The following is a 22,289-nucleotide window of genomic DNA, read 5'->3' on the forward strand; positions in this document are numbered from 1 at the left end:
TTTTATCCGGCCGGTCCGTCGACCGGCCGGGGACAACAATTCCGTACGGGTGTCTCCGGCGACCACCACATTCAGCCGCTCTTCAGGTTACGAATTCCTGTACTAGGTGAATCCGAGGGAATTCGGCGGCGGCCTGAGATACCGAGGACCACGGGGCCAGCGATGCCCGCGAGACCGCCCGCGACGAGGACGGCGAGCAGGACCCACCGGATGACGCCGAGGACCTGGGAGGGGGTGCTGCCGGTGCTCGCGAGGGGCTGTCCCACCGGGCCGGGGGAGCCGTTGCCGCCCCCGGTGGAGGCGGGCGGCGGGGCGGCGGCGGACGGGCCGGAGGAGCCGCCGGACGCGCCGGAGCCGGAGCCCGCGCCGCCGGTGGATCCCGAGCCGCCGGAGCCTGAGCCCGCGCCGGAGGAGCCGTCGGAGCCGGACGTGCCGGAGGACCCGGCGGAGCCGGTCGTACCGCCGTCCTGGCCGCCTGGGCCACCGGTCCCGGTGGTCCCCGTGGAGCCGGTGGATCCGGTCGTGCCCCCGTCGTCCGGGCCGGGTGCGCCCGGCGCGCCCTTGACCAGCCGGTCGGCGGCGGCCACCGTCTGGGCCTTGAGCTTCGCGGGCAGCGGGGCGTAGCCGTAGGGCAGCTCGCCGGGGGCGGTGCCCTGCTTCTGGCCTGCTCCCGCCGCGTACCGGAGCACGCGCGCGTAGTCCTTGCGGGCGTCGGCGGGCAGGGCAGTGGAGGCGGCGGCGTAGGTCACCACGGTGAGCGGGTAGGCGCCGCCCCGGGTGCGGGCCGGGTCGGCGGCGAGGACGCCGGGGACGGCCGAGTCCTTGTACTGGCCGACCGCCGCCAGCATCGAGGAGGTGGTGGGCCGGACGTAGGTGCCGTCCGCGTTGGGCAGGGCGGCGGTCTGGAGCTGGTAGCGGACGGCGGAGCCGGAGTCGGTGAGGCCGTAGGCGCGGCGCTCGCCGGGGAAGTACTCGGGGCCCGAGAGCTTGAGCCCGCCGGAGGCCGTGGGGTCGTCGAGCGCCTCGTATTTGGCGTTGTTGGTACCGCGCCGGGTCCAGCGGGCGGCGTCGTGCAGATCGACGGCGTAGGGCGAGCGGTCGATGGCGCCGTACGTGATGCTTTTCTCGCCCACCTTGATTTCGGTCTCGGTGGGGTCGGCCTTCGGGAATTCGTAGGACCCTTCGGTGACGAGTCCGAGGTCCTTGAAGTTCGGATTGACCTTCATTCCCCAGGGGTCCGGCTTGCCTTCGAGGAAGGCGCGGGATTCCGCGTTTCCGCGCAGATAGTCCCAGACGACTTTGGTGGCGTCGGAGCGCTCGGCGGAGAGCAGGATGCCGCCCGGGTAGACCTGGGGTGCCTGCGGGACGCGGGCGAAGTCCGGGTTGAGTTCCAGGAACTCGGGGTCGCGGACGAGGGAGTCCGGGTTGCCCTTGAGGTGGTCGGGTGCGGGCTTGTCCCAGGTGAGGTAGCGGACGTCGAGCGGGTACGAGGAGGTGAGCAGCTTGGCGAGCAGCCGCGGGCTCAGCTTCAGGTCCCGGACGAGTCCGATGCCGTTGGCCTCCCAGAAGACGCCGACGGTGAGGGCGCTGACGGCCACCGGGGCGTGTACGAAGCCGGCTTTCTCGCCGCCTTCGACGGGCTCGACGGTGAAGGCGAGTCCGGGGGTGGTGGAGGTCGGGTTGAGGAGGTTGCCGCGGGCGAGTTCCTCGCCGCGCTGGGTGAAGGTGAAGCGGGTGCTGCCGGTGGCGCAGAGCGCCGACTGCCAGGAGGTGACGGCGTCGGTGACGAGTTCGGAGCCGGTCATGCGCCGCTCGGTGCGGTCGGTGGGGCAGGGTTCGCGGACCGGCAGGAAGTCGAGCGGGAAGACGATCCGCCGGTCCCAGTTGGTGGTGGTGAAAGGGGAGGTGTTGGGGCGGTGGTCCACTCCGGTGGAGCCGTCGGGGTCGTGGGAGCCGCGCGGGACGACCACCAGCCAGCAGCGGCGCCCTTGGGCGTCGGTGCCGGTGCCGAGGGGGTCGCCGCAGCCCAGGTGGGGGGCTTCCCGGGTGGTCTGGAGGTTGAAGGCGACCTCTCCGGTGCCGTCCGCCTGGGTGGCGGCGAAGAACTCCTCGTTGGTGTCGCCGGGGCCGAAGTAGGTCCAGTCGGTGGTCTTCGTCGTCTGCGGGCCCGTCACCGGGCGGAAGGGGACGAAGGGGCTGGTCATCTGCCCGGGGTACTCCGTGCTGGGGATCAGCTCGTCGTACTCCTTCTCCAACGGGTCGGTGCCGACGAGGAGTTCGCGCCGGGCGATGTGCGTGCCGAAGTTGCCGCCGCTGGTGGCGGCGCCGCCGAACTGGCACTGCTCGCGGGCGGGTCCGGCCGGGTCGTCGCCCCAGCACTGCATGATCTGGAGGTAGTCGCTCTTGCGTCCCTGGGTGGGCGTCCCGCCCTTCCAGGTGACCTTGAGGCCCTGGGCCCGCAGGTTCCTCGTCTGGTGGACGGTGACTTCGAGGGAGGAGAAGTCGTCGTACGGGCCCTTGGTGCCGCGCTTGGTCAGCGCGGAGTTCTGGGCGGGCCCGGTGGCCGCCGCCGCGGGGGTCTCCCGGGGCAGCGGGACCAGGGCGAGGACGACGGCGGCGAGCAGTGCGCCGAGCCCCGCCGTCGTCCTGGCGCGGGCGGTCCTCATGGGCTGGTTCCGCTTCACCGGGTGCCTCCCTCGCGTCCGGCGCGGGCGGCGAGGGCGCGGGCGACGAGCGGGGGCCCGACGACCGTGGCGAGGAGGAGGACGGCGGAGAGGGCCATGAGCAGGCCGCGCAGACCGCCTCCGGTGTCGGCGGCGAGGGTGACCGGGGTGGCGACGACGCTGCCGCCGCCCCCGTCCTGGCCGATGCCGCCTCCGCCGCCTCCGCCACCGGCGGTCGCGCCGCCGTCGGCGAGCACCTCGCCCGTGTCGGGGTCGACGGCGGCGCCGCCGCCGGTGGCGGTGCCGGTCGCGCCCGAGCCTCCGGTGGCGCCGCCGCCGGTGGCCGTACCGGCGGCGCCCGAACCGCCGCCGGTCGTGGTGGTGTTGGCGCCGCCGGTGGTTCCTCCGGTGGTACCGCCCGAGGCCGTGCCCGCTCCGGATCCGCCGGTCGAACCGCCGGACGTGGTGCCGCCGTTGGTGCTGCCGCCGGTCGAACCTCCGGTGGCCGTACCGCCGTTGGATCCGTTGGTCACGGGGGTGTCGTTGCCGTGCGCGCCTCCGGTGCCGGCGGAGCACTGGGTGGGGCCGCGCTTGTCACAGGGCTGCGGCCGGGGCGCGTTCTTGGCGAGGGTGTTGGTGCCGTCCGCCGAGAAGGTGGGGTTGCGGCAGTCGGACAGGTCGACGGCGCCGGTCGGCGCGCCGGGGATGCGGCGGATCTGCTCGAAGCCCGCCTGGACGAGGTTCTTCGGCAGCGGCGAGTAGCCCAGTTCCTCGGCCTGCTGCTGGCCCTCGCAGAGGAAGTAGCGGGCGAAGGTGCCCAGCGAGCGGCCCTTCTCCTGGGTGTGCGGGGCGGTCTCGCTGGTGGGGACGACCATGTAGCTGTAGCTGGAGAGCGGGTAGCCGCGCGAGTCCCTGGTGCGGTAGACGTCGTCGAGGATCTGGGTGAGGTAGTTCGTCGAGTTCCGGTCGTCGTTGATCCGCGCGTTCATCAGGGCGACGGCGACGCTGGAGGCGGTGGGCTCGACGTAGTACCCGGCGGAGTTGAGGATCTTGGCGACGGGGAAGTGCGCGTTCATCGCGTACGAGTACTCGACGTAGGTGATGGCGCCCTCGCCCTGCGGCTGGCGGACGTGCGCGGAGACGCCGAGGGAGCCGGACTTGGCGACGGTGGTGGTGCCGGGCACCACCGGGAAGTACGAGGTCATGCCGCAGGGCGTCTGGCGTCCGGCCCGTCGGCAGTAGTCGTCCCAGGTGTCGCTCTGCTCCTTGGCGAGCCAGGTGGTGAACTGGGCGGTGGTGCCCGAGCCGTCGGAGCGGACGACGGGCACGATCCGGCGGGCCGGGAGGACGAGACCGGGGTTGTCGGCCTTGATCTCCGGCGCGTTCCACATGGTCAGCTGCCCGGTGAAGATCTTCGCGAGGACGGGGCCCGACAGACGCAGGTTGGTGACCTGCCGGCCGCCGATCCGCAGGTTGTACATGAAGGCGGTGCCGCCCGCGACGATCGGCATGTACGCGTAGCCGCGCCCCGGCGGCACGTCGGTGGCGTTGCCGTCCTTGAGGCCGTACGGGATCTCGGAGACGGCGAAGTCGACGGTGCCGTTCTTGAACTGCTCGCGGCCCTGGGAGGAGCCGTTGGCGTTGAAGTTGACGGTCAGGCCGATGTTGGCGCCGATGTTGCGGCGCCACTGCTCGACGGCGTTGGAGCTCCAGGTGGAGCCGGAGCCGGTGATCTTGGTGTATCCGGCGGCCTGCGCGGCGGGCGGCCGGACGAGGAGGGCGAGCAGCGCGCACAGGACGGCGGCCAGGCCCAGGAGGCTGCGGGTGGCGGACACGGGTCTCACGGCGTACTCCTCGGTGACACGGGTGCGGATCGGTCCGGGCGGGCGGCGTCCCGCCGGGACGCGAGGGCCCGGCGCCGCTCCTGGCGCTTCGTCAGCTGTCCGGGGCCGCGCCCGCCCGCGATCCGGGCGAGGACGAAGAGGAGCAGGACGAGCAGCATGAGGACGGCGGCGGTGCCGAAGCCGCGGGCGATCATGTTCGGTTCGGGCGACTTGACGAGTTCGAAGGTGGCGAGCGGCAGGGAGACCTGGGCGCCGGAGGTCGGCAGGGCGTTCAGCTCGGCGGTGAACCCGGCGGTGAGCAGCACGGGCGAGGTCTCCCCCACCCCGCGCGCGGTGCCGAGGATCACGGCGGTGGTGAGTCCGGAGCGGGCGGTCGGCAGGACCACGTGCCAGACCGTGCGCCAGCGCGAGGAGCCCATGGCGTACGAGGCTTCCCGCAGGGTGCCGGGGACCAGGCGGATGACGACGTCGGAGGCGCGGATGATGATCGGCAGCATCATCACGGAGAGCGCGAGCGAGGCGGCGAATCCGGAGCGCTCCATGCCGAGGCCCAGGATGACGGTGGCGTAGATGAAGAGTCCGGCCACGATCGAGGGCAGCGCCGTCATCGCCTCGACGATGGTGCGGACGAGCCGGGCGAAGGCGCCGGGCACCTCGTTGAGGAAGACGGCGCAGACGATGCCGGAGGGCACGGTGAGCGCGAGCGCGATGCCGACCTGTTCGAGGGTGCCGACGACGGCGTGCAGGATGCCGCCGACGTCGAGGGGTTCGAGCGGTCCCGCGAGGCTCATGTCCTCGGTGAAGAAGTTGAGGTGGACCAGGGCCTCGCGGCCTTCCCAGAGGGTGAAGGCGACGACGAAGACGAGGACGGCGAGGAGGAGGAGGCCGAGGCTGCGCACGACGACGCCCGCGATCCGGTCCCGGACGGCGGGCCCGTCCTCGTCGAAGGAGACGAGCAGCGCGTAGAGCCCGAGGAAGAGGACGTACGCGACGAGGACGAAGCCGACGGCGCCGCTGAAGGGCAGCAGCCGGGCGAAGAGCAGCCAGGTCAGGGCGAGCGAGGCGACGGCGGCGCCGAGTCCGGCGTACACGTCGGAGGCGCGCAGGCTGCCGGTGGTCCTTCGGTGTTCGGTTCCGGGCGGCGGGGCCGTCTCGGCGGGCGGGCGCAGCGTCGGCCGCTCCGGGGCGATGGTCATGTCGTTCGGGTCCCCCTCGGGGAGCTGTGGGGCCCGTCCACGCGCGTGGAGCGGGCCGGGGGTTCGGTGGGGTGCGGTCGGCGGGCGGCCCTGGCCTCCCGGACCGTCCCTACGCGTCGCTGGTGGCGCCGGAGCGGCTGCGGGCGACGATGGACGAGGCGGCGAAGTTGACGATCAGGGTCATGACGAAGAGCGCGAATCCGGCGGCCATCAGGGCGGACATGCCGAAGGGCGTGGCTTCGCCGTAGCGCAGGGCGATCAGCGAGGAGACCGAGCTGGTGCCGGTCTGGAGGACGTGCCACTGGATGGTGAAGACCTGCGAGATGACCATGTAGACGGCGATGGTCTCGCCGAGGGCGCGGCCGAGGCCGAGCATGGTGCCGCCGATCATGCCACCCTTGCCGAAGGGCAGGACGACGCTGCGGATCATGCCCCAGCGGGTGGCGCCGAGCGCGTAGGCGCCCTCCCGTTCGCCCGCCGGTGCCTGGGAGAAGACCTCGCGCATGATCGAGCAGATGATCGGCGCGACCATCATCGCGACGACGAGCCCGGCGACGAAGGTCGACGAGGTGTAGACGGTGGGCGGGGCCAGCGGGTCGTCCGGGTCGGCGCCGTCGACCCGGAGGAAGGGGATCCAGCCGAGGTAGGTGGCGATCCAGCGGGCGATCGGCAGGATCGATTCCTCAAGCCAGAAGACGCCCCACAGTCCGTAGACGACGGAGGGCACGGCGGCCATCAGGTCGACGGTGGAGACCAGGGTGCGGCGCAGCCGGGGCGGGGCGTACTCGGAGATGTAGAGCGCCGCCCCGGTGGCCAGCGGTACGGCCACGCAGATCGCCACGAGGGCGATGAGGACCGTGCCGAGGAGGACGGCGGCGATGCCGAAGCGTCCGCCGTCGGGCTCCCAGTTCTCCGTGGTGAGGAAGGCCGGCCCGGCACGGTCGAGGGCCTGCCAGGCGCGGATCAGCAGGAAGCCTCCGACGAGGAGCATGACCGCGAGGACGAGGCCGCCGCCGGTGCGGGCGACGGTGCGGAAGACCCGGTCGGGAAGGCCGGGGTCGGCGTACAGCCGTCTCGGCGTGTCGGGCGGCGGGTCCGCCGGGCTGCCGGACGGCCGCCGGCCGTTCGGTGGGTCAAGGGTCTCGGTCGTCACGGTACGACGTAAGTCCCGCCGGGTGGACTCGTCGGCCCCGTCATGTGAACGGGGGGCGTGCGCGGGGCAACTTCCGTTCACCGAAGCACTGTTGAGGCCCATCCGGGCCCCTCGTCGGCGATCAGTGCCCGGAACCGCGCATAAGCGGTGCGACAGGTGGAATGGCGCTCGTAGGAGCGTCCGGAGAGGGCGGCGGTCCGCCCCTCCGTGTCGCGCAGCAGCCAGACCCAGCCGTTGCCGCCGGCGGTGTGCTGCACCCCGCCTGCCATGGCCTCGTGTCCGGCGCACAGGACGGCGAAGGCCTCCCGGCAGCCGGCGTGGTCGTCGTAGAAGCCCCCCGACTTCGCCACGACCCGTCCGTTCTGGGCGACGAGCCGCCACCCGTAGCGGCCGTCGGTCCCCATGTCGACCAGACAGCGTGTTCCGGACACACCTGTGCCCTTGGTCATCGCCCCCACCCCCACAGTCTCGGCAGGGGCAATCTATTGAGCGGCCGAGACAGTTGGGAGATAAACCAAATTCGGGCGGAGACGCTTCACCCTGCCGTTGCCCCTAGGACACCGGAGGACCCCCGGGGGCCCCGGAATCCCGGGGGCGGGACGTCGAGATCAAGCCGTGGCGGCCAGGATCACGAGCAGCAGGAACCCCGCGACGGCGGGACCGACGATCTCGTACGCCCAGCGGACCCGCACCTCGCCCTGCGCGTCCGGGTCCTTGGCGTGCTGGGCCGCCATCTCGCGCAGATCGGCGACGGTCTGGTCGGTGGGGGCGATCCGGGAGGCCCGGTCCCGGACGTCGGCGGCGGTGGAGACGTGCCCGTGCGGGTCGTCCTGGGAGGCGCGGACGGCCTTGCGGGCGGCCTTCTTGCGCTGCCGGAGCGAGACGGGCACCGCCCACAGCTGGTACTTGGCGCCGTCCTGGGTGAAGACCTCGCTGGAGTAACCGGCCCGGATGTCGGCGACCTGTGCCAGGGGCAGCGTGATCGTCCGGAAGGGGTTGCGGATACGGAGCCGGCCGTGGCCCGCGTACACGGCGGGCCGGATCGTGAAGGCCACGATCAGCGGGACGGCGAGGACGAGCCCGGCCAGCGCGTACCAGGGCGCGCGGCCCTCGCCCCGGATCATCGCGTCCCCTGCGAACAGGGCCGCGACGAGCAGCAGGAACACTCCCCCGGCGATGCCGAGGGGCGAGCGGAAGGACCGGTCGGCGAAGTCGTCGGCCGGCTGCTGCTCGGGGGTCGACGCGCGCCTCGGCTCGTGGCCGGGCTCGGGGGTCGGCTCGGGGGTCGTCATGCCGCCGATTCTGCCTCAGCGGACCCGGGGCGACTCAGGCGGCCCGCGCGGCCGTCAGGTCCGCGTACAGAATGATGTCGTCCGGGCGGTGTCCGTCGGCCGGCTCTCCGCCGCAGGTGACGAGCCTGAGTTCGGGCCCCCGGGTGTCGCCGTACACCTTGGCGGTCGGGAAGGCGTCCTTGTCGGCCTGCTCCAGTTCCCTGACCCGGAAGACCGCGGTGGTGCCGTCGGCGCGGGTCACGGTGATCTCGTCGCCGACCCGGACGCGGGAGACGTCCTTCAGGACGGCGGGGCCCTCGACGGTGTCGAAGTGTCCGATGAGGACGGCGGGGCCGGTCTCGCCGGGGGTGACGCCCTTGTCGTACCAGCCGATGCGGTCGGCGTCCGCGACCGAGGGCACCTCGACGGTCCCGTCGGCGGCGAGCCCCAGAGTGAGGAAGGGCCCGGTGCCGACCCCGGCGGCGGGGATCCGCACCCGGACGGGCAGCGACCGGGCGAGCCCGGCGGCACGGGGGTCGCGGCGGCCGGGGAGATCCGGGCGGGCGGGGTGTCGGCCCCGGGCTCGGCCCCGGCGGAACAGCCGGTGAGGCCGAGGAGCACGACCCCGACGAGGAGGGAGACGGTACGGGCGGGACGGCGGCGAGACGGCACGGCGGACTCCGGACGAACGACCGACGACCGGCCACCGGGAGACGGCGACCGGCCGGGGGCTGGGGTGGTGGTGGGGGGTGTGGGGTGTGGGGTGTGGGACGACGGTCGGGCCGTCTCTTCCGGGTCCCGCCGTTCGGGCCCGCGTCTTCCGGTGCCGGGCGGCGCGGGTCGGGCGGAATCCGAGAAGAGACGCCCTGGCCCGCTCGGGTCAAGGGGGCGGGAAGGTCTCAGGGGGTAAGGGCCCGGCGCGCCGCCCCGGAGGGACGGCCGGGGCGGGGCGCCGGACGGGGTCCGTACGACCGTGTCCGGCGGCCCGCCGCCGGAGTGGGCTCCGGGGCGGGACGGACGCGGTCGGCGGACCGGCGGCGGATCAGACACGACCGGCGGACCGGCAGCGAATCAGACGCGGTCGGCGGACCGGCGACGGAAGGCACGCGGCGGGCTTGGTCTCGGTCGCGGTCTCGGTCTCGGCGGGCTTGGTCTCCGCACCCGCGGGCTTCGCGTCCACCGGCTTCTCGTCCACCGGTCTTCGTCTCCACCGGCTTCGTCTCCACTGACTCCTCGTCCACCGGCCTTCGTCTCCACCGGCTTCGCGTCCGCCGGAGCCTCCACCCGGTTTCTCGCCCCCGCCTTCGCCGCAGCTGTCGGGGCCTCGGCGGGCCGGTGGCCGGGAGGCCAGGAGGCCAGGGGCCGCCGACAGCGCGGCGGCCTGACCGTCCGCCGCGAAGGCGGCTCCGGCGGTGAGCGCCGGGACGGGGAGCGCGGCACCCGCGAGGGCGACGGCGACGGCCGTCCCCGGCCTGTCCGTCATGGGCCACCGGCGCGTGACGGACCTCACCACCCCGGCCGGGAGGCGCCCCCGCACCCCGGCGACCCCGGCCCCCCATACCGCCACGCGCCCGGCCCCATACCGCCACGCCCCCGTCCCCGTACCCCCGCGACCCCGGACTCCCCCGCCACGGCCTCCGGCTTCCCCGGCCCCCCTCCCCTGTACAGGTCGCTACGCGCGTAGATATGCTCGACTGGTGACCATGCCCACCACTGCATCCGCAGCACCCTCCCCGGCGCCCACCGGCGCGGGAGGTGCCCCCTTCGCCGACGTGACCGCGTCCGACGGTGCGCTGCGCCGCTTCCTCCACGGGCTGCCCGGCGTCGACGCCGTCGGCCTGGAGGCGCGCGCCGCGACCCTCGGCACCCGTTCGATCAAGACCACGGCCAAGGCGTACGCCATCGACCTGGCCATTTCCATGATCGACCTGACGACGCTCGAAGGCGCGGACACCCCGGGCAAGGTCCGGGCGCTCGCCGCCAAGGCCGTCCACCCCGATCCCTCCGACCGCACGGCCCCGACGACCGCCGCCGTCTGCGTCTACCCCGACATGGTGGCCACCGCCAAGGCCGCCCTCGCGGGCTCCGGCGTCAAGGTCGCCTCCGTCGCCACCGCCTTCCCGGCGGGCCGGGCGGCGCTCCCGGTGAAGCTCGCCGACACGGCCGACGCCATCGCGGCGGGCGCCGACGAGATCGACATGGTCATCGACCGGGGCGCGTTCCTCTCCGGGCGGTATCTGGAGGTCTTCGAGCAGATCGCCGCGATCAAGGCCGAGTGCGGCGACCGCGCCCGGCTCAAGGTGATCTTCGAGACCGGCGAGCTGTCCACGTACGACAACATCCGCCGTGCCTCCTGGCTCGGCATGATGGCCGGCGCCGACTTCATCAAGACCTCCACCGGCAAGGTCGCGGTCAACGCCACCCCGGCGAACACCCTGCTCATGCTGGAGGCCGTACGCGACTTCCACGCGCAGACGGGCGTGCGGATCGGCGTGAAGCCGGCCGGCGGCATCCGCAACACCAAGGAAGCGATCAAGTTCCTGGTCCTCGTCAACGAGACCGCGGGCGAGGACTGGCTGGACAACCACTGGTTCCGCTTCGGCGCCTCCAGCCTGCTCAACGACCTGCTGATGCAGCGCCAGAAGCTGGCGACCGGCCGCTACTCCGGCCCCGATTACGTGACGGTGGACTGATCAACATGGCATCTGCATTCGAGTACGCACCGGCACCGGAGTCCCGGTCCGTCGTCGACATCGCCCCGAGCTACGGCCTCTTCATCGACGGCGAGTTCGTCGACGCGTCCGACGGCAAGGTCTTCAAGACCGTCTCCCCCGCCACCGAGGAGGTCCTCTCCGAGGTCGCGGAGGCGAGCGCCGAGGACGTCGACCGCGCGGTCAGGGCCGCCCGCAAGGCCTTCGGGGCCTGGTCCGCGCTGCCCGGCTCCGAGCGGGCCAAGTACCTGTTCCGGATCGCCCGGATCATCCAGGAGCGCAGCCGTGAGCTGGCCGTCCTGGAGACCCTGGACAACGGCAAGCCGATCCGGGAGACCCGGGACGCCGACCTGCCGCTGGTCGCCGCGCACTTCTTCTACTACGCGGGCTGGGCCGACAAGCTCGACCACGCCGGGTTCGGCGCGAACCCGCGCCCGCTGGGCGTGGCCGGGCAGGTCATCCCGTGGAACTTCCCGCTGCTCATGCTGGCGTGGAAGATCGCCCCGGCGCTGGCGACCGGCAACACGGTCGTCCTGAAGCCCGCCGAGACGACCCCGCTCTCCGCCCTGTTCTTCGCGGACATCTGCCGTCAGGCGGGACTCCCGAAGGGCGTCGTCAACATCCTGACCGGCGCCGGACGCACGGGCGCCGCGCTGGTGGAGCACCCGGACGTGGACAAGGTCGCCTTCACCGGTTCGACCGCCGTCGGCAAGGCCATCGCGCGTTCCGTCGCGGGCACCGACAAGAAGGTCACCCTGGAGCTGGGCGGCAAGGGCGCCAACATCGTCTTCGACGACGCCCCGATCGACCAGGCCGTCGAGGGCGTCGTCAACGGCATCTTCTTCAACCAGGGCCAGGTCTGCTGCGCCGGTTCGCGGCTGCTGGTCCAGGAGTCGATCCACGACGAGCTGCTCGACTCCCTGAAGCGCCGCCTGTCCACGCTCCGCCTCGGCGACCCGCTGGACAAGAACACCGACATCGGCGCGATCAACTCCGCCGAGCAGCTGGCCCGCATCAGCACGCTCGTGGAGCGGGGCGAGGCGGAGGGCGCCGAGCGCTGGACCGCCGCCTGCGACCTGCCGTCGAGCGGCTACTGGTTCGCCCCCACGCTCTTCACCGGGGTCACCCAGGCGCACACGGTCGCCCGGGACGAGATCTTCGGCCCGGTCCTGTCGGTGCTGACCTTCCGTACGCCCGCCGAGGCGGTGGCGAAGGCCAACAACAGCCAGTACGGCCTGTCCGCGGGCATCTGGTCGGAGAAGGGCTCCCGCATCCTCGCGGTCGCCGACAAGCTCCGCGCGGGTGTCGTCTGGGCCAACACGTTCAACAAGTTCGACCCGACCTCGCCCTTCGGCGGCTACAAGGAGTCGGGCTACGGCCGTGAAGGCGGCCGTCACGGTCTGGAGGCCTACCTCGATGTCTGAGTCGACCAACCGTCTGAACGTCTTCAAGACCTACAAGCTGTACGTGGGGGGCAAGTTCCCCCGCTCCGAGAGCGGCCGGGTGTACGAGGTGACGGACACGAAGGGCAAGTGGCTGGCGAACGCCCCGCTCTCCTCCCGCAAGGACGCCCGGGACGCGGTGGTCGCCGCCCGCAAGGCCTTCGGCGGCTGGTCGGGCGCGACCGCGTACAACAGGGGTCAGATCCTCTACCGCGTCGCGGAGATGCTGGAGGGCCGCCGCGAGCAGTTCGTCCGCGAGGTCGGCGAGGCCGAGGGCCTGTCGAAGCAGAAGGCGGCGGCGGCCGTGGACGCGGCGATCGACCGCTGGGTCTGGTACGCGGGCTGGACCGACAAGATCGCCCAGATCACGGGCGGCGCCAACCCGGTCGCGGGCCCGTACTTCAATCTCTCCTCGCCCGAGCCGACCGGTGTCGTCACGGTCCTGGCCCCGCAGGACTCGTCCTTCCTCGGCCTGGTCTCGGTGATCGCCCCGGTGATCGCCACCGGCAACACGGCGGTGGTGGTCGCCAGCGAGCGGCACCCGCTGCCCGCGCTCTCCCTCGGCGAGGTCCTGGCCACCTCCGACCTCCCCGGCGGCGTGGTCAACATCCTCTCCGGCAAGGCGTCCGAGATGGGCCCGCACCTCGCGGCCCACCAGGACGTCAACGCGATCGACCTGACGGGCGCGACCGGCGGCGATCTCGCCCGCGAGCTGGAGATCGCGGCGGCGGAGAACCTGAAGCGCGTGCTGCGCCCCCGTACCGAGGACTTCACGGCGTCCCCCGGCACGGACCGCCTGACGGCCTTCCTGGAGACCAAGACCGTCTGGCACCCCACGGGCTCGCTGGGCGCGGGCGGTTCCTCGTACTGAGCCGGGCGGCACCGCCGCGTCACCGCGTGCGGCCCCGGGAAGCCCCCCGGGGCCGCACGCGTCAGGGCAGCAGCCCCTGGCTCAGCGGTCCGGCCACCGGCAGGTCGGCGACGGCCCCGCCCTGGGTGACGTGGTCGGTGACCATGTTGGTGCCGACCGGCTTGAAGTCGGCGACCTGGGTGCCGAGCCCGTTGTTCAGCGGGTCGACCCCGGTGTTGGCCAGCGGGTCGAGACGGAGCCGGGTCAGCGGGGCCACCCCGTGGGCGACCCCGTTGAGCGCGCCCGCCCCGGCGGCGTTGGCGTCCGCCCTGGTCAGCGACTCGACCGGGAGCGGCAGCGGGGCGGCCTGCGCGGCGGCTCCCGCGCCGAGCACCGAGGCGCCGACCGCGGTGACGCCGAGGCCCGCCTTGAGCAGGGCGCTGCGGCGGGGCGTGCGGGGTGCTGCGTGACGCGCCATGGTGATCCTTCCGAGGGGTGAGCGAGCGGACACCGACAGTAGTGGAGGTGTGATGCTCGATACCAACGGCCTCCGTCGGGGGTCCCCTGCACGGGGGAATGGTTCACACTGGTGTCCCGTGAGTTCCCCATCGATTCAGACCCGCGTCGTCCTGCTCGCGGGCCCCTCGGGCTCCGGCAAGTCCTTCCTGGCCGCCGCCGCGGGTCTCCCGGTCCTCCGTCTCGACGACTTCTACAAGGAGGGCGACGCCCCCTCGCTCCCGCTCGTCGACGGCAGTACGGACATCGACTGGGACTCCCCGCGGGCCTGGGACGCGGACGCCGCCGTCCACGCCATCGCCGAACTGTGCCGTACGGGCCGGGCCGACGTCCCCTTGTACGACATCGCCACCAGCTCCCGTACGGGCCGTGAGCGGCTGGACATCGGGCGGACCACGCTGTTCGTCGCGGAGGGCATCTTCGCCGCCGAGATCGTGGCCCGCTGCCGTGAGCTGGGCGTCCTCGCCGACGCGCTCTGTCTGCGCGGCCGGCCCTCGACGACCTTCCGGCGCCGGCTCGTCCGCGATCTGCGCGAGGGCCGCAAGTCGGTGCCGTTCCTGCTGCGCCGGGGCTGGCGTCTGCTCCGTACGGAGCGGGCCATCGTCGCCCGGCAGACGGCGCTCGGCGCCCATCCCTGCGCCCAGCCGGAGGCCCTGGGCCGGCTGGCCGCCGCGGCGGCGGGCCGCCGCCGCTCCCCGGCCTCGAAGTAGGAGGGCGGGAACAGCACGGCGCGGGCCGTGCGGGCCCCCCAGACCCGTACGACCCGCGCCGTCCCCCGTACCCCCGTACGGCCTCCCCCGTGCTCCCGGTGGTCCCGATCCCCCGTGACCGCCGGGGCCTTGCCCCGTATCCCCCTGCCTTCAGGCCACCAGCTCGCCGAAGGACTCCTCCTCGTCACGTCCGAAGCTGAGCACCTCGTCCTCGCGCAGCCGCCGCAGCGACCGCCAGATGCTCGACTTCACCGTGCCGACACTGATGTCCAGGATCTCCGCGATCTCCGGATCGGTCCGGCCCTCGTAGTACCGCAGCACCAGCATGGTCCGCTGAAGCTCGGGCAGCCGGGCCAGGGCCTGCCACAGCACCGCGCGCAGCTCCGTGCCGCGCATCGCGTCCGTCTCGCCGACCGTCTCCGGCAGCTCCTCGGTCGGGTACTCGTTCAGCTTGCGGCGGCGCCAGGCGCTGATGTGCAGATTGGTCATGGTGCGACGGAGATAGCCGCCGACCGCGGCCTTGTCGCTGATCCGCTCCCAGGCGCGGTACGTGGAGAACAGCGCGCTCTGGAGCAGGTCCTCGGCCTCGAACCGGTCCCCGGTGAGGTGGTAGGCGGTGGCGTACAGGGAGGCCCGACGCTCCTGCACGTAGGCCGTGAACTCGGCCTCCGCGCAGCCGACGCGTTCCCCCGTGACCTCCCCGTACGCCGCTCCCCCGTCAGCGACGGCCACCATGTGCGGCGCCTTGCGCTGACGTCCGGCCACGCGAACGCACCCCCGTCCGTTCGCACCGGACTTCTCGGTGCTCCGTACGACGTCGTGGAGCCGCGTGACTACTGCGCCTGAGGTGGTGCCGTGCAGTGCGGTCATCTCGCGCCCCCCGTCGAGTGGAGTGTGGTTCGGTCCGTGTGCCAAGAAGCCTGCCCATCGGACTTCATGGCGCTGTCCGCCGACTGTCACAGGCGTGTCACAGGCCCCGGGGGCGGAAGCGCGCCTCCCGCACGGTCGAACTCGGACGGCCCATGGGACAGAATGCGTCTCGTGCCTTTTCTGTTGCTGATCGAGGACGACGACGCCATCCGCACCGCCCTTGAACTGTCCCTGTCGCGGCAGGGCCACCGGGTGGCCACCGCCGCGACCGGGGAGGACGGCCTCCAGCTGCTGCGCGAGCAGCGGCCGGACCTCGTGGTGCTCGACGTCATGCTGCCCGGCATCGACGGCTTCGAGGTCTGCCGGCGCATCCGCCGCACCGACCAGCTGCCGATCATCCTGCTGACCGCCCGCAGCGACGACATCGACGTGGTCGTGGGGCTGGAGTCCGGCGCCGACGACTACGTGGTGAAGCCGGTCCAGGGCCGCGTCCTGGACGCCCGCATCCGGGCCGTGCTGCGGCGCGGCGAGCGGGAGTCCACGGACTCGGCGACGTACGGCTCCCTGGTGATCGACCGCTCCGCGATGACGGTCACCAAGAACGGCGAGGACCTCCAGCTCACCCCGACCGAGCTGCGGCTGCTCCTGGAGCTGAGCCGGCGGCCCGGCCAGGCGCTCTCCCGGCAGCAGTTGCTGCGCCTGGTGTGGGAGCACGACTACCTGGGCGACTCGCGGCTCGTCGACGCCTGTGTGCAGCGGCTGCGCGCCAAGGTGGAGGACGTGCCGTCGTCCCCGACCCTCATCCGCACCGTGCGCGGGGTCGGCTACCGGCTGGACGTCCCTGCGTGAGCAAAGGGATCCTCACCCGGCTGCGGCTCTCCAGCCTGCGGCTGCGGCTCGTCGTCGTCTTCGCCCTGGTGGCCCTCACCGCCGCCGTCGCCGCCTCCGGCATCGCGTACTGGCTCAACCGCGAGGCGGTCCTGACCCGTACCCAGGACGGGGCGCTCAACGACTTCCGGCAGGAGATGCAGAACCGGGCGGCGACGCTGCCGCTGCGGCCCGGCCAGGACGATCTGCGGCGGACCGCCGAGCAGATCGCGGGCGGCGGCGCCGACTACCAGGTGCTGCTGCTCGGTGAGCGGGACGCGGGCAAGCCGATCGTCGGCGCATCCGACCCCGACGACTTCACCCTGGCCGACGTGCCGCACTCGCTGCGGGAGGCGGTCGACACCGAGCGTCCGGTGACGGAGGCCAACCCGTACGCGTACCACCTGTTCTGGCAGCGCACCGAGCGGCGCGGGACGCCGTATCTGGTCGGCGGCACCCGGGTGGAGGGCGGCGGGCCCGCCGGATACATGTTCAAGTCGCTCGCGGCGGAGAAGGCCGATCTGAACTCGCTCGCCTGGTCGCTCGGCATCGCCACCGCGCTCGCCGTGGTCGGCTCGGTGCTGCTCGCGCAGGTCGCGGCGACGACCGTGCTGCGCCCCGTGCACCGGCTCGGCGAGGCGGCCCGGCAGCTCGGCGAGGGCAAGCTCGACACCCGGCTGCGGGTCACCGGCGCCGACGAGCTGGCCGATCTCACCCGTACGTTCAACAGCGCGGCCGAGTCCCTCCAGAAGAAGGTCGCGGACATGAGCGCCCGCGAGGAGTCCTCCCGACGGTTCGTCGCCGACATGTCGCACGAGCTGCGGACCCCGCTGACCGCGCTGACCGCCGTCACGGAGGTCCTGGAGGACGAGCAGGACTCCCTCGACCCGATGATCGCCCCGGCGGTCGCCCTCGTGGTCAGCGAGACCCGGCGGCTGAACGACCTGGTGGAGAACCTGATGGAGGTGACCCGTTTCGACGCGGGCACCGCCCGGCTCGTCCTCGACCAGGTCGACATCGCCGACCAGATCACCGCGTGCATCGACGCGCGCGCCTGGCTCGACGCGGTCGATCTGGACGCCGAGCGCGGGATCGTCGTGCCGCTCGACCCGCGCCGCCTCGACGTGATCCTGGCGAACCTCATCGGCAACGCGCTCAAGCACGGCGGTTCCCCGGTCCGGGTCTCGGTGCGCACCGAGGAGGACGAGCTGGTCATCGCGGTGCGCGACCACGGGCCCGGGATCCCCGAGGAGGTGCTGCCGCATGTCTTCGACCGCTTCTACAAGGCGAGCGCGTCCCGCCCCCGCTCCGACGGCAGCGGGCTCGGTCTGTCGATCGCCATGGAGAACGCGCTGATCCACGGCGGCTCGATCTCGGCGTCCAACTCGGTCGGCGAGGACGGGGCGGTGGACGGAGCGGTGTTCGTGCTGCGGCTGCCGCTGGACGCCTCGGGCATCACGAGCGAGGTGCGGACCCGCAGCAGACAGGGCGAGGTGGAGGAAGCGTGAGGCGCCGTGCTTACGGGCGTACGGGGATGGCGGGCGCCCTGACGGGGGTCGCGCTCGCCACCCTGGTCACCGGCTGCGGGATCAGGACCACCACGGTCCCGGTCGACGCGGGCGCGGCGCCGTCCCGGGTGCCGTGCAGCATGCCGGGGGACTCGATGCCGGGGGCGGCGCTCACAGGGGTGCCGGTGCGGGTGTTCCTGGTCTGCGGTTCCCAGCTGGAGGCGGTGGACCGGCGGTCGCCGCTGCCGGAGGAGAAGGCGGGCGTCGACGCGGTCCTCACGGCCCGGGGGCTGCTCGCGCAGTTGCTCGCCGAGCCTTCGGAGGCGGAGGGCGAGGCCGGTTTCACCACGACGGTGCGCGGTCCGCTGACGGTGGACGGCGGGCACCGGGGCGATCCGGCGGGCACGCTGCGGCTGAGCCGTCAGCCGGAGGACCTGGCGCCGACGGCGCTCTCCCAGCTCGTCTGCACCTTCGCGGAGGGCGCGGCGGGCGAGGGCGGGCACGCGGTGCTGCTCGGTGGCCCGGGGGCGTATCCGCCGAAGCGCTACCGCTGTACGGGTGAGCTGCGCGAGCGTCCGGAGGCGACCCCGCCGACGGGTGCGGCGACGGTCCCGCCGGGGGCGGTGGCGACGGCGGGCTAGGCCGTCCCTTCCCGGTCCTGCCTGGCCCGCGCCGCCCGGCACCGCACCTCGCCGCGCTGGCGAGGCACCCGGGTACGCCCCGTACGCGGCAGCCTCTCCGCCTGGCGACGCACGGCACCGGACGACGCGGGCCTGACCGGCGGGATCCGGAAGAGACGGCCTGGGCCGTGCGGAACCGATTCCGCCGCCGGGGGCGTCTTGGGGTGCGTGCAGCGTCAAGGTTCGGGCGGGAGTACCGCCATGGTCGTCCGCGTGACGGGGTTCTTCCTCCTCGTCGCGCATCTGCTGCTCGTCGCCTGGGTCGGTCTGCGGCCACGCGACGTGGCCTGGGTGACCGCGCCGAACACGGTGCCGCTCGCGGGGCTCCGGGCCGATCTGGCGCTCGGCGGTGCCGCGGCGGCCCGGCTGATCGCCGAGGGGCTGCTGCTGCTCGCCCCGCTGGGGGTGCTCCTTCCGATGGCCGACGGGCGGCTCGACGTCTCGGGGTGGGGTTCGCTGCTGCGGACGACGGCCGCCGGGGCGCTGGTCTCGCTCGCGCTCGAACTGTTGCAGACGGCGGTGCCCGGTCAGGTCGTGGACGTGGACTCGGTCCTGCTGAACACGGCGGGGGTGGCGCTCGCGCATCTCCTCTTCGTACCGGCCGGGCGGGTTCTGCTGCGCCGCAGGTCGCGGGCGCGGCAGGCGGGGGTGTCCGCCGGTGGGGGCCGGGGCGCGACCCTGGCGAGGGGCGGGGGTCCTCGGGGTCCGGTCCTGCCGAGGGGTGAGGGTTCCCGGGGGGCGACCCTGCTGAGGAATGAGGGTTCTCAGGGTGCGACCCCGACGATTTCCAGGGTTCCCCTCGCCCGGTAGGGCGACGCCCGGGGGGGCCGTACGGCGGCACCATGGAGTCATCGGGAGCCCACCGGATCGGTTCCCGGAGACGACTCCGAAGGAGCCCACCATGGCCGCACCACTGTCCCGCCCCCGTGACGGACGCGTGATCGGCGGAGTGTGCGCGGCGCTGGCCCGGCGCTTCGGCATCTCCGCGTGGACGATGCGTCTGATCTTCCTCGTCTCGTGTCTGCTGCCCGGCCCGCAGTTCCTGCTCTACCTGGGCCTGTGGATCTTCCTGCCGGCCGAGCGGAGTTCGTCCTCGTCCTGGTAGCCGCCGCACGGCGGAGGGGCGCGCGTCCGGGGGTCCGGGTGCGTGCCCCTTCGGCGTGGGTCGGCCCCGCGGGAGGTCAGCCCAGCGGGAGGCCGTTGAGGGGCAGACCGCTCAGGGGCAGCGCGCCGAGGGGCAGTCCGCCGAGGAGGCCGCCGAGCGGGGTGGCGCCGAGGCCGCTGGTGGCGGCGCCGAGCGGGAGGTTCTGGGTGGCCTGTCCCGCGGCGGCCGGGACGGCCTTGACGCCCTGGTCGACGCCCTGGCCGAGGGCGCCCTGACCGGCGCTGAGGGACTCGCCCGCGCCGTCGGGGAGGGTGGTGAGGCCGTCACCGAGCGGGACGGCCTGGGAGGCCGTGCCCAGCGCGTCGGCGTCGAGCGGCAGGGACGGCGCGGCGGAGGCCGTGCCGGCGGCGGCGACGGCGAAAGCGGCACCGAGGGCGGCGACACCGAGCTTCTTGGCGGCAGACTGCTTCATCTGAAAATCTTCCTTGGGGGAATGCGGGGGCTCAGGGGGAAAGCCCGGAGGGGGGAATCCTGGGAACGCCGGAACGCCGGAAACGCCGGGAACACTGGGAACGCCGGGAAGCCGGGAAACCGGAACACTGGACAACAGGAATGCAGAGGGCTCTGCAACCTAACCAGTGAAGGACTCCGCCGCAATCACCGCAAACACCGGAAAGCGGCCGGGTGTCGCGCCGACCCGGCCGCTTCCCGCCCTCCGCCGGGGCGGTGCCTCAGCCCTTCGTGGAGGAAGGCTTGCTGGTCGTGGCGGTCTGCTGGAACAGCCATTCGGATTTCAGCTCGGCGTATCCGGGCTTGACGACCTCGTTGATCATGGCCAGACGTTCATCGAAAGGAATGAAGGCGGATTTCATCGCATTGACCGTGAACCATTCGATGTCGTCGAGCGTGTAATCGAATGCCTCGGTCAGCAGCTCGAATTCCCGGCTCATGCTGGTGCCGCTCATCAAGCGGTTGTCCGTGTTGACCGTGGCCCGGAACCGGAGCCTGCGCAGCAGCCCGATGGGGTGCTCGGCGAAGGAGGCGGCCGCACCCGTCTGGAGGTTGGACGAAGGGCACATCTCCAGCGGGATCCGCTTGTCCCTGACGTACGCGGCGAGCCGGCCGAGGCTCACCGAGCCGTCCTCGCCGACCTCGATGTCGTCGATGATCCGCACGCCGTGCCCGAGCCGGTCGGCGCCGCACCACTGGAGCGCCTGCCAGATGGAGGGCAGCCCGAAGGCCTCGCCCGCGTGGATCGTGAAGTGGTTGTTCTCCCGCTTGAGGTACTCGAAGGCGTCGAGGTGCCGGGTGGGCGGGTAGCCCGCCTCCGCGCCCGCGATGTCGAAGCCGACGACGCCGGAGTCGCGGTAGCGGTTGGCCAGCTCCGCGATCTCCAGGGCGCGGGCGGCGTGCCGCATCGCGGTCAGCAGGGCGCCGACCCGGATGCGGTGCCCCGCCGCCCTGGCCCGCCGCTCGCCCTCGCGGAAGCCCTCGTTGACCGCCTCCACGACCTCCTCAAGGGTGAGACCGCCCTCCAGGTGCTGCTCGGGGGCGTAGCGCACCTCCGCGTAGACGACGCCGTCCTCGGCGAGGTCGACGGCGCACTCGGCGGCGACCCGGAACAGCGCCTCGCGGGTCTGCATCACGGCGCAGGTGTGCGCGAAGGTCTCCAGGTACCGCTCAAGGGAGCCGGAGTCGGCGGCCTCGCGGAACCAGGTGCCGAGCCGGTCCGGGTCCGTCTCGGGGAGCTGTCCGTAGCCCTGCTCCCGGGCGAGTTCGATGATCGTGCCGGGGCGCAGTCCGCCGTCCAGGTGATCGTGGAGAAGCACCTTGGGGGCGCGCCGGATCTGGTCCGCGGTGGGGATGCTGGGAGTCTGGCTCGTCATTGCCGCACTCTAGCGCCTACGCGCGTAGAGCGCGCCCCGTCCGACCGGGTGGCGCGTCCGCGCCCGGTTCCCCGGGGTGTCGGAGGGCGGGTTCGAGGCGCGTCGCAATGTGTCCTGTTTCGAACGTTCTTGAGCGGTAAGGGCGTTCGCTGACCGGACGATACGTAACAGAGATCGCGTGTACGACTGGTGTACACCTCCGCTTCTGAGACTGTTCTGTCATGGCGCACATCGCACTCGTGGGGGCGTCCGACGCCCGGAGACCCCGGCTCGGTCGGCCCGTTGGCGGTTCCCGGCCCTCGTCGGCGGGGGGCGTGGTCCTGCTCCTGCCGGACGGCGAACCGGTGTCCGGGCGGCGGGCCTCCGCGCGGGCCCACGCGGCGGTGCTTCCGCTGGGCCGGGCGCTCGCCCGAGCGGGCCGGAGCGACGATCTGGTGACGCACGTGGTGCGCTACCGGGGGCGCGGCTGGAACGGCACGGACGCCAACCTGGCGGCGGACGCCTCCTGGGCGGTCGCCGAGGCGGTACGGCGCTACGGCGACGTCCCCGTCTGTCTCGTCGGCCACGGTCTGGGGGCGCGGGCGGCGCTGCGGGCCGCCGGGCACGACGCGGTCGACGCGGTCCTCGCGCTGGCCCCCTGGCTGCCGGAGGACGACGTGGCGGCGGAGCCGGAGGCCGTACGGCAGCTGGTGGGGCGCAGGGTGATGCTCGTCCACGGGACGAACGACGCGGTGACCGACCCGGAGCTGTCGTTCCGCTTCGCCGAGCGGGCGAAGAAGGCGAACCGGGACACCTGCCGGTTCGAGGTGCACTCCGACGGGCACGGGCTGCGCCAGTACGCCTCCGAGGTCCGGGCCCTCGCCGCCGACTTCGTCCTCGGCGCCCTCTTCGCCCGCCCGGTGGCCCGCCCGGTGACGGACGCGATGGCCGCTCCCCCGCCCCTGGGCCTGCGGATGCCGCTCGCGGCGGGGTTCGCGGGGTCGCGGCGCCGGTGAGGGGCCCGCCCGTCGGCTCCGG

General features: G+C 73.1%; 21 protein-coding genes. 10 read left to right on the plus strand and 11 right to left on the minus strand.

What is annotated here, in order from left to right; all coding sequences use genetic code 11:
* Window positions 1-71: 71 nt before the first annotated feature.
* From BU197_RS22495 to BU197_RS22525, 7 genes are all read right to left on the minus strand, one after another.
* Entirely contained in the window at window positions 72-2,666 is a 2,595-nt protein-coding gene (locus BU197_RS22495; RefSeq protein WP_188270122.1) for a hypothetical protein, read from the minus strand.
* 14 nt (window positions 2,667-2,680) lie between these two features.
* Window positions 2,681-4,507: a phosphate ABC transporter substrate-binding protein PstS gene (gene pstS / locus BU197_RS22500; RefSeq protein ID WP_317453405.1), complete on the minus strand. Its 1,827-nt coding sequence runs from the start codon at window positions 4,505-4,507 to the stop codon at window positions 2,681-2,683.
* Window positions 4,504-5,703, minus strand: coding sequence for a phosphate ABC transporter permease PstA (gene pstA, locus BU197_RS22505; protein ID WP_188270123.1), 1,200 nt, complete (start codon window positions 5,701-5,703; stop codon window positions 4,504-4,506). The genes pstS and pstA overlap by 4 nt, the downstream gene beginning before the upstream one ends.
* A 109-nt stretch (window positions 5,704-5,812) precedes the next feature.
* Entirely contained in the window at window positions 5,813-6,856 is a 1,044-nt protein-coding gene (gene pstC, locus BU197_RS22510) for a phosphate ABC transporter permease subunit PstC (protein ID WP_317452121.1), read from the minus strand.
* A 77-nt stretch (window positions 6,857-6,933) separates the two neighbouring features.
* Window positions 6,934-7,287 carry a DUF1508 domain-containing protein gene (locus BU197_RS22515; protein ID WP_188270125.1) on the minus strand — a complete coding sequence of 118 codons (354 nt, stop codon included), beginning with the start codon at window positions 7,285-7,287 and terminating at the stop codon, window positions 6,934-6,936.
* A 177-nt stretch (window positions 7,288-7,464) separates the two neighbouring features.
* Window positions 7,465-8,148: a PH domain-containing protein gene (locus BU197_RS22520; RefSeq protein ID WP_188270126.1), complete on the minus strand. Its 684-nt coding sequence runs from the start codon at window positions 8,146-8,148 to the stop codon at window positions 7,465-7,467.
* Between the two features lie 34 nt (window positions 8,149-8,182).
* Window positions 8,183-8,623: a class F sortase gene (locus BU197_RS22525; RefSeq protein ID WP_317452122.1), complete on the minus strand. Its 441-nt coding sequence runs from the start codon at window positions 8,621-8,623 to the stop codon at window positions 8,183-8,185.
* A 1,207-nt stretch (window positions 8,624-9,830) separates the two neighbouring features.
* Between BU197_RS22525 and deoC the strand changes: the two genes are divergently transcribed.
* Genes deoC through BU197_RS22540 form a run of 3 tightly spaced genes read left to right on the plus strand, consistent with a single transcriptional unit; the run spans window position 9,831 to window position 13,151 of the window.
* Window positions 9,831-10,820, plus strand: a complete 990-nt coding sequence (gene deoC, locus BU197_RS22530; RefSeq protein ID WP_188270127.1) for a deoxyribose-phosphate aldolase — start codon at window positions 9,831-9,833, stop codon at window positions 10,818-10,820.
* 5 nt (window positions 10,821-10,825) lie between these two features.
* Window positions 10,826-12,262, plus strand: a complete 1,437-nt coding sequence (locus BU197_RS22535) for an aldehyde dehydrogenase family protein (RefSeq protein ID WP_188270128.1) — start codon at window positions 10,826-10,828, stop codon at window positions 12,260-12,262.
* The gene (locus BU197_RS22540; protein ID WP_188270129.1) at window positions 12,255-13,151 is read left to right on the plus strand and encodes an aldehyde dehydrogenase family protein; all 897 of its coding nucleotides are present in this window, start codon (window positions 12,255-12,257) and stop codon (window positions 13,149-13,151) included. Before BU197_RS22535 ends, BU197_RS22540 begins: the two co-directional genes overlap by 8 nt.
* A gap of 61 nt (window positions 13,152-13,212) precedes the next feature.
* Here the strand turns inward: BU197_RS22540 and BU197_RS22545 are convergent, their stop codons facing one another.
* A complete protein-coding gene (locus BU197_RS22545; RefSeq protein ID WP_188270130.1) occupies window positions 13,213-13,608 on the minus strand; it encodes a hypothetical protein in 396 nt (131 codons plus the stop codon).
* A gap of 52 nt (window positions 13,609-13,660) precedes the next feature.
* Here BU197_RS22545 and BU197_RS22550 point away from each other — a divergent pair, with 52 nt between their 5' ends.
* Window positions 13,661-14,356 (plus strand): uridine kinase, encoded by a 696-nt coding sequence (locus tag BU197_RS22550; RefSeq protein ID WP_188270131.1) that lies wholly within the window; start codon window positions 13,661-13,663, stop codon window positions 14,354-14,356.
* A 150-nt stretch (window positions 14,357-14,506) separates the two neighbouring features.
* Here the strand turns inward: BU197_RS22550 and BU197_RS22555 are convergent, their stop codons facing one another.
* Window positions 14,507-15,226, minus strand: a complete 720-nt coding sequence (locus BU197_RS22555) for a SigE family RNA polymerase sigma factor (protein WP_188270132.1) — start codon at window positions 15,224-15,226, stop codon at window positions 14,507-14,509.
* A 171-nt stretch (window positions 15,227-15,397) separates the two neighbouring features.
* On the opposite strand from BU197_RS22555, the gene afsQ1 reads away from it, so the two are divergent.
* The 5 genes from afsQ1 to BU197_RS22580 all read left to right on the plus strand — a co-directional run bounded on the left by afsQ1 (window position 15,398) and on the right by BU197_RS22580 (window position 19,386).
* A complete protein-coding gene (gene afsQ1 / locus BU197_RS22560) occupies window positions 15,398-16,075 on the plus strand; it encodes a two-component system response regulator AfsQ1 (RefSeq protein ID WP_017239746.1) in 678 nt (225 codons plus the stop codon).
* Window positions 16,072-17,601, plus strand: a complete 1,530-nt coding sequence (locus BU197_RS22565) for an ATP-binding protein (RefSeq protein WP_188270133.1) — start codon at window positions 16,072-16,074, stop codon at window positions 17,599-17,601. Before afsQ1 ends, BU197_RS22565 begins: the two co-directional genes overlap by 4 nt.
* Entirely contained in the window at window positions 17,598-18,242 is a 645-nt protein-coding gene (locus BU197_RS22570; RefSeq protein WP_188270134.1) for a hypothetical protein, read from the plus strand. The genes BU197_RS22565 and BU197_RS22570 overlap by 4 nt, the downstream gene beginning before the upstream one ends.
* A 207-nt stretch (window positions 18,243-18,449) precedes the next feature.
* A complete protein-coding gene (locus BU197_RS22575) occupies window positions 18,450-19,091 on the plus strand; it encodes a VanZ family protein (RefSeq protein WP_188270135.1) in 642 nt (213 codons plus the stop codon).
* A gap of 91 nt (window positions 19,092-19,182) precedes the next feature.
* Window positions 19,183-19,386 (plus strand): PspC domain-containing protein, encoded by a 204-nt coding sequence (locus tag BU197_RS22580; protein WP_188270136.1) that lies wholly within the window; start codon window positions 19,183-19,185, stop codon window positions 19,384-19,386.
* Window positions 19,387-19,462: 76 nt separating this feature from the next.
* Here BU197_RS22580 and BU197_RS22585 read toward each other — a convergent pair whose 3' ends face one another.
* The gene (locus tag BU197_RS22585; protein ID WP_188270137.1) at window positions 19,463-19,858 is read right to left on the minus strand and encodes a hypothetical protein; all 396 of its coding nucleotides are present in this window, start codon (window positions 19,856-19,858) and stop codon (window positions 19,463-19,465) included.
* 259 nt (window positions 19,859-20,117) lie between these two features.
* The gene (locus tag BU197_RS22590; protein ID WP_188270138.1) at window positions 20,118-21,272 is read right to left on the minus strand and encodes an adenosine deaminase; all 1,155 of its coding nucleotides are present in this window, start codon (window positions 21,270-21,272) and stop codon (window positions 20,118-20,120) included.
* Window positions 21,273-21,493: 221 nt separating this feature from the next.
* Here BU197_RS22590 and BU197_RS22595 point away from each other — a divergent pair, with 221 nt between their 5' ends.
* Window positions 21,494-22,267 carry a dienelactone hydrolase family protein gene (locus BU197_RS22595; protein ID WP_188270139.1) on the plus strand — a complete coding sequence of 258 codons (774 nt, stop codon included), beginning with the start codon at window positions 21,494-21,496 and terminating at the stop codon, window positions 22,265-22,267.
* Window positions 22,268-22,289 lie beyond the last annotated feature (22 nt).

The sequence above is a fragment of the Streptomyces sp. CBMA291 genome, from assembly GCF_014596525.1.
GTDB lineage: Bacteria > Actinomycetota > Actinomycetes > Streptomycetales > Streptomycetaceae > Streptomyces.